General features: G+C 51.5%; 1 pseudogene. It reads right to left on the bottom strand.

The features are described from left to right. Nucleotides 1-9039: pseudogene (locus ACR0D7_RS19200) on the bottom strand (hypothetical protein); the annotation flags it as partial.

Here is a 9039-nt window from a genome sequence, read left to right as displayed (position 1 = left end):
CAAATGTCAACGCGTCAGAGCCATCAGGTCCAGTGCCGATAGTTGGGTTGTTGTTCAGTATGAGGTTTGGCCCAAGACCTACATCCACACCATAAACAGCAACTAGTCCGCTGCGATTACCGTTCAGAAGGTCCTCAGAGCTCAAACTATCCGAATTTGGTCCGCTATGATCGGCCAGTGCATATACTAGATCACTATCGGATGAGTCCAAAGCGGACCGGATAACAAGACCTTGGCCATCTGGGCGGGAAACTCTGGAGAAATCCAGTGTATCACTGCCTTCACCGCCATCATACGCGTCAGAACCTTCACTGGCGATCAAAAGGTCATCCTGAGCACCACCGTTAACAGCGTCGGAACCGGTATCTCCCTCAACCTTGATCTGGAATCCACTTTCCGAATTCGAAACAGAGATCAAGTTAACCAACGGCACGACGGTCGGACTTAAACTCGTGCTTGAATAGGCTGCTCTCAGTGCGTCAACATCGTAGACGGCGTCAGACAATTCCAACCGCTCAATATTACTCAAACCGACATACGTACCGCCTTGAGAGAAGAGGCCAAAATCGACACCATCAGCGGAGAAGACTATGCTTGTCGTCAAGTATGAGAACGCAATGTTAGCAATATCGTGCCCTTCACCGCCATCTATTAGATCTCCTCCGCCGACGCCGAAGAATTCTTCATCCCCAGAGCCGCCCGTGAGTGTATCGGCAAATGATGTTCCAATCACTCTCTCAAAACCTGAAATGCCTGCGCTGATGAAATCAACAGTGACACCGGTATCTCGACCCGAGAAATCAAGTGTGTCAAATCCATCGCCCGCATCCACTTGGGTCGTCGGCTCACCGGCAAATGTCACCGTATCATCCTGAGCCGATCCCAAAACGGATTCTACATTACTCAGCACAACCGCGCCGTCAGCACTGTCATATGCTGCCGCAGAGCCCTCGATATGAACGGAAACACCTTCGTTCAATCCAACGAAGCTCACCGTATCGACACCGCTTCCTCCATCGACAAACCGCAAAGTGGTGTCTGCGACAACGGTATCATCACCGCTTGTTGCGAGCACCGCCTCAATATTGTCGATAATATCCCCGGCGGCATCACCACCTTGGTTTACATTTTGCTGGAAGTTCAGGAAGATCGCTTGTTGCGATGCCGAATAATCGACTGCGTCAAAACCGCCCTCTCCATCGATCTGATCAAAGCCGGTGTCACCCAGAATACGGTCGTCTCCATCACCTCCTGCAAGCACGTCATTACCAAAACCCCCTGACAGGACATTCGCATTGGCATCACCAATCAGACTATCGTCAAATCCGGACCCAGTCAGGTTTTCCACATTGGTGTATGTATCCCCTGCCGCATAACCCGTGTTAAATTCGGATGATGACAGATCAACGGACACACTGTTCAGAGCACGTTCAAAGGAAACTGTATCGCTGCCGGCACCACCATCGAAGTGTGTTCGAGTCAATCCCGCCACAAACACATCGTCGAACGCGGTTGCCGTGAATCTCTCAACTGAGGCGTAGTTGATTAATGAACTATCATCCTCAGAAGAAATAATCCTGCTGTCCGCATCAATGCGGATGCTTTGCGACCACACACCAAGATCAATACCATCATGGCCTGATCCGCCATCAATCGTGTAAGAGCCTTCATCCAGAACAAAGTTGTCGCTATACGCGGAACCTATGAAATGCTCGATGGAAGTAAATGACGTCGCTATCCCGCCACTACCTGTTAGATCAATGGTCACAGCACGATCTCGTCCGGCAAAAAAGACAATGTCCAGTCCCACGCCGCCATCCAAACTGACCTCACTTCCATTCACGAGGAAAAGGTCATTCAATCCCGAACCGACAACGCTTTCGACAGATACGAACGTATCACCTTCGGCAAACCCGCCGGAGGCAACGCCCGTTGTGAAGTCAACAGTAACTGCTTCATTGCTGTCCTGATAATTGATCGTATCCAGACCTTCCCCACCGCGGAAATCGTTCGCAAGTGCAGATGATACGAAGACATCATCATAGGCAGTACCGACAACGTTTTCGAAGCCGCTGATTGTATTCGTGCTGCTTTCACCGACCACTTGACCATTCACTAGGTCAAAGGTTTGTCCGCTTCTGTCCCTTATGTTCGAGAAGTCGAGCGTATCCACACCCGATCCACCGATCAGCGTATCATTCCCCGTGGTGCCGAGAATAATATCATCACCGGCCCCACCATCGATGACGTTGTCCTCTGCGGAACCTCCAAGTACATCATCAAACGCTGAACCTGTGACGTTTTCTACGTTTGTAAGTGGTTCGATCTCTGCAATGACAGATAGTTCGACGCTCACTGGGAAGGAACGCGTGGTCGAGTAAACAGATAGAATACCATTGTCACCCGAGTGACCTGCGTCAGCCTCGATGTTTGCAAGGCTTGCCGCATTGATCATCTCTGCCAGAGCTAGCGCGGCATCAACAGAGTTTTCACCAAGACCAAGTGTATAGCTATATTGCGCGCCATTAATATCTACGGCGATTTCTGCGTGTTCGTTGAGGCCGCTAATCTCAATAGTTTCGCGATCGGTCAGGAAATTGCGCTCGTTTGAAGTCGCCAAACCATCCGTGAAAAATCCGAAATCGTCCGGATCGCCTATATCCGTCCCATCGACAGTAAAGCGGATCGGAACCAGAGGAGAATCTGTACTGATAGCCTCACCAACTGCTAGACTGTCGCCCGGCGCGATACGAAGAACGCCAATGGTCGCTTCGCCAAGATCCTCAATCTCTAATGTGTAGTCATCCGTTTGCGTACCGCGCGTGTTGAACTGATCCCTCAGTTCAACAGCCCAATTTAGGAAACCGCCGGAAACATCTACCGAGTAGACCTCATCACCGATGTGCAAGGCCACCGTAGACCCGTTAAACGCGCCGATCTCCGAACGAATTTCACTGGTCAGGCCCAAAGATCCGCCAACTACATAGTTATGGACAACGGCACCAGCCGTATCAATCGTGGTTAAACGAACACCGCGAGAATTGGTGCTGAAATCAATGGTGTCTATGCCTTCACCACCGTCGATGACGACGTCATCATCATCAACGACCAGAATATCGTTACCGGCACCCCCTATCAGGACGTCAACACCGGCGCCTCCTACAAGGCGATTGTCTCCACTGTTTCCGACCAGTTGATCATCAAAATCCGAGCCCGTAAGATTGTCAATGTTCGAGAACAAATCCCCAGCTGCATGTCCGCCAGTTGCGGCAACATGCTCCGGGTTCTGCAAGTCATTGGTTTCCAGATTCACGGAAACAGCAGCATCTGAACTGACATACGAAACTATGTCGGCGCCGCCGTTGCCGATGAAGGTATCGGCACCACCAAGCCCTTCCAGAATGTTGTCCTCGGCGTTTCCTGTCAAAGTATCGTCGAACTGAGAGCCAACGATGTTTTCCACCGATGTAAACTGAGTTCCACCCATAAAATTGGCCGAAATGTCGACAGTTACGGACGCATCCGCATTTCGATATGAGACGGTATCGGAACCTGCGCCACCAACAACCACGTTCGTACCACTTCCAAGAACAAACAGATCGTCTCCGTCGTCTCCGAACAGTTCGTTGCTATCCGCACCTCCATACAAGGTATCGTTTCCATCACCGCCACGTAACGTGTCACTTCCGCTTCCAGCGTGCAGTTCATCGTTGCCTGCGCCACCTTGGATCACATCAGCCCCGGCCCCGCCGCGAATGACGTCGTTGCCCGCGTCACCATGCAGAACGTCATCACCGTCGCCGCCCGTGATGTTATCAGCGTTATCGCCTCCGCTGACCGTTACGCCACCAATACTGCCAGCAGCAAGATCAACGCTAAACACGTCATTTCCAGAACCAAGATCAACGGTTTCTCCACCGGAAGTGGACGTAACCGTATCATTTCCGGCACCCGCAGAAATTGTAATCGTGCCGTTGCCTGTGGTGAACGTATCACCATGATCTGAACCGATGATTGTTTCGATATCAACAATGATATCGCCATCGGCCGTCCCACCTGACGCCGTATTCGCCGAGCGGTCAACAGTCACGCCCACATCAGAGTCAGCATAGCTTAAGGTATCATTACCGCCGACATTCCCGTTGAGAGTGTCTGCACCCAGCCCGCCCAGCAAAACAATTCCGCTCGGGCCGCTGGACAGGATGTCAGCACCATCCGTTCCTCTAATTTCTTCGATGGAGGCGTAGTGCTGGGTATTGAGACCAGCTTCGGTGGTAAACTGGATAGTCGTCAAATCCTGCGCTGTCGACGTGAAGGACACAGACAGAGGTGTAGATGTGGTCGCGGTGAGGGTCAGTTCATCAGTCGCCTCATCTATTGCAACCTCAAGCAGGTTTGCCAGAGTGGGATCAGTCTCCAGCAGACCCCGAATTTCTCTCAGAACATTCACTGCCTCCTGAGACGCCCGAATGGTCATATCGAAAGAAGTACCGTTGATTGTCAGGCTGAATGAATCACCAGGAATAAGAGGTCCGTTCAAACGCAATAGCTGTGTGGTGCTATTGATGATCTCATGGACGATCAATGACCGCGACGCCCCGGAAACAAACTGCTGAGTGACACCACTCGTTGAGTTCACTTCAGACAAATCAAGAACGTCATACCCCTCGCCACCGGATACAATGTCATTGCCGCTGGTACCGAAAAACACATTGTTCTGACTATTACCTTCCAGTACATCATCGGAGCGGCCACCTTGAAGGTTTTCAAAACCGGAAAGAATATCTTCTCCGGAAATCCCGCTTACTCCTTTGATTCCGTATCCACTAATCAGGCTGGCACGAACCCCGACGTCGATGCCTTCGTAGGAGACAAGATCAACGCCCTCTCCTCCTGACAGACGGTCGTCACCAAGCGAGGCAAAAATAACGTCATCGCCGACATAACCATCAATATCGTTATTCGCGTCATTCCCGGCAAAGACATCGTCAAACTTCGAACCAACAATGTTCTCCACATTGTTGACGACATCACCCAAGGTTTGAACAATACCCGATATCGGGAAGATCACCCCGGATGGACCTTCGATAACGATCTGACCAGCTTCAACGCCTGGCGCAAAAGTAAATCCGATATCTGCAATCGTTGTGCTTGCGGACAATAGCCCGATCAAATCATCCCTCAGATCGCCAACGGCCTGTTCCCGCTCGATGACATACGAGAAAGTCGCGTTCCCGATATTCAGAACGAATTCGTCACCGATACTACCTTCACTTACTGTCAGGTGCGTCACTTGCCGGACCCCCGGCGTACCGGCCTCTAGCGTGACGCCAGACGTGGTTGATACGCCATCCACGAGAACAGATACAGCAAGGGATTCTGCGTTAACATCCACAGCCTCAAAGACAATCGAGAATTCTTCGTTATCGATCGTATAGGCGTTTGAGAAGTCATCATTCGCAAGATACGCCGAAAGGATCTGGTCAAGGAAGGTGACGTCCGGGTCGCTGCTTCTTGTAACCGAAAGTGAAACATCGCCCAGACTAATCGTCAGGCTATTATTTGCTGACTGAATAAGATCAGCAAGAACAAGTGACACCCGTTGAGCTGTCCCCGGTGCGCTCGCCTGAACGTCCTCAAGCTGCAATCCCAGCGTTTGACCGCCAAGCGCCAGTTCCACACCCGACCGGCTCACACCCGAAGCAGGTGAATCCAATGCCTCTCGCTCCAGAGCGCTATAGTCAATCGTGTCCTCTCCGGCGCCGCCATCAATAACGTCCCCGTCAGCAGCCCCGATGATCAGGTCATCGCCACCCATCGCGTCAATGGTATCGGCCCCGCGACCACCAGCCAGCGTATCGCTTTCCGCGCCGCCTGAAATGGTGTTAGACAGATCATTGCCGATCACTGTGTTATCGGCCAACAGACTACCTTTGATGTTGGTCACCTGATGGAATTCCGGATCTGTCAGATCGATATCGACAAAGCTTGTCGTGTCGCTGAAATCCAACCCGATTTCTCTTAGAATGACACCTTGTTCTCTTCTCGAGAGGTAATCTGGGATAAGGTCCCGGAGATTGACGATGTCACCCTCTCTGGTCGTATTCCCCAGTGCAGATTGACTGCCCAAATCGACAAAAGAGGCAAAGTCATTAAGATCTACATAGCTTGGCAACTCACCAAGACGGACGGGAACACCGTCTGCCCCGGCAATGTAAATATCCGCCGTGAATGTATTTGCGGGATTGGGTGTCGCCGCTTCTGTAAACAAGGAAACCGGGTGGAAGCCACGCTCCAGTCGAATTGTCCGAGCATCTGCATCATCCAGACTTGATACGTTGAATACGTGCCGTTCAGCACCATTGATCTCAAGAATGCTGGAAGTTTCTCCGCTCAGAGAAACTTCATAGTCTCCTTCCTGATCAATATAGATATAACCGGTAGACACAAATCCAAGCGACGGTGTCGTTGTGATTGTCCCATTTTGCAGAGCTTGCTGAAATGATGTGAAGAATCCGGGCCCTGAAATGCTATCGTTAATAGCGTCACGGAAGCCATCCTGAGACAGGTCATCGACGGTAAGCACAATACCAGGTTGATCTGTTCCAACCAAAACATCACGGATATATTCCGCCCGCGTGTTAACCCCTTCCACATCAGAAAGATCGGGATCCACGAACAAGTGTACGCGCGTCTCAAAACCGGTGCTTGAAGGCAGTTCATCCGAAGTATCAAGAGTGAATGACCGGCCATCATTTGTCGTGAATACAAGCTGATCGGAAACATCTTCCCAGTTCTGGATACTAATATCCAGATTGCCGGTGCGGCTTACGATATGCAGACCATCACCATCAAAGACCGTCGCAAGATCAGAGTAATGCGTATCAATGTTGACGGTATCGATATCCTCATCGCTGACCGTTTCAATCAACGTGACTTCACCATATCTGGCGATGTTGTAGGTATCATTTCCGCGACCGCCGGAAAGAACGTCGCCAACACTGCCATTGTTAAGGGTATCATCCCCAGCACCGCCAAACAGTTTGGAGCGTCCACCCCCGGTCAAGGTATCATCTCCGCCTTCGCCATAAAGCGTCGTCTCTGCCGTACCATGCAACGTGTCATCACCGCTCGTTGCAAATACAACCTCGACACCGCTGACTGTCGAGGTTGAAGTAGTGGCAGTCTCGCCAGTGTCCCCGTCAGAGAACACAATCGTGCCACTAACGAGATCAACGTTAACCCCCTCTTCGGCATCTTCAATTGTCAGGGTATCCTGACCTTCTCCACCAGAAACGGCAGTGTCATAACGGTCAATGTGCAGACTGTCGTCACCTGAACCGCCAGACAGCGTATCAGCACCTTCGCCTCCGACAATGACATCGTCACCATCACCTCCCGAAAGCGTGTCATCGCCGCCTGCACCCAGAAGGGTGTCGTTCCCGCCTTGCGCCTCAACGGTTTCACCAACATCCGTTCCACTGAAACGATCGGCGTGATCAGTTGTTACAAACCGTTCAACACCCGTCACAATTTGCACGTATTCATCGTCGCTGACACGGTAATCGCCTGTCGCCGATGTATTGGTTGTCGCAACCGCAAGCGCAGACAAATCCACATCTCCTGAAAGTGGCGACAGGGTGATAACACTCGATGTCGGCAAAACACTTGCAACGACAAAGGCAGAAAGCCCTGACGACTGCGCATTCACGGCCGCGACCAGAGCGGCGGCAACATCCGACCGACTATCCCCGAGTTCAGCGGTGTATTCGACGCTTATTCCATTAAGCGTCAGCGTATATCTATCGCCAACATCCACAGCGCCATCAACGGCAACTGTCACCGCGCCTGCTGTCAGATTGGGGTAAGAAAGCAAGAAGTCGTCATTGCCCGCTTCCAGAGCACGATAGGCCGTTTCGCCAAACCTTCTATATTCAACGCCGAACTCAAACTCGTCGGACGAGTTGCCGAGCAGAATGCTGAAATCAAAAATTCCGACTTCCGTAAATTCATACGAAGTGAGGAAGCCGCCATCGGTTGGAGCAACCTCTCCATTGCTGCCCTGACGGGTAAACACAATGTCACCGCCAATGCTAAACTCTACGGCCTCAGACGCGGCAATGCGGAATTCGTAAACACCCGCTTCCGCAATGTTCAAAGAACCGTCCAGCGTCAATGCAAAATTTGAGCCCTGATTGGCATCCGGCGCGCTTAGGCCTTGTGCATCATCTCCGAACAGTCCAACGAGTTCGTCCCCGGAAAGTTGACCCGGCGTCGTATCCGTATTGGAATATGAGACAACAGTCGGCAAGAAATGGAAATCTGGAGCGCCCGCATGATTTTCAACATTGTCTCGCCATTCGGCAATCGTTCTATCGCTGCCAAGGGCAAATCCGGCATCAAATGTTGCGAAAACGTTGATAATCGGATTTCTGGCGACCGAAACTGAAAGCTGCTGAGTATCAGTGCCAAACGCACCAACCTCAATTCCTTGGCGGCTGCCTCGGCGACTGAAATCCAGTGTATCTTGGCCATCGCCACCCGAGATCGTGTCGTTCCCCGCCGTTGCAAAGAACACGTTATCCGCAAGATTCCCTGTCAGCGTATCGTCATTGATACTTCCTTCAAGATTTTCGATGTCCACCAACGTGTCATCGGCGACGTTGCTTCCCGAGGACGCTACAATGTTCGTGGTTAGATCGGCCGTAACGCCAGAACTTCTGTTCAGGAAAGATGCCGTATCAGAACCGCTTCCCCCATCTAACGTGTCCCCACCGCCAATGGCAGTTAAGATATCATCACCGCTTCCGGCAGTTATAATGTTCTGTTCAGAATTTCCTTCGAGCGTATCATTGAAACTTGACCCCGTAATATTCTCGATATTTCGGACTCGATCCTTGACATGCGAATTGGCCAAATTGACGCTCACTGGGAAGGAACGCGTGGTCGAGTAGACGGATAGAATACCATTGTCACCCGAGTGACCTGCGTCAGCCTCGATGTTTGCAAGGCTTGCCGCATTGATCATCTCTGCCAGAG

It is taken from the genome of Ruegeria sp. BB7 (assembly GCF_056539365.1).
Note: the sequence above shows the minus strand (reverse complement) of the source record. Positions and strands in the feature narration are given on the sequence as shown.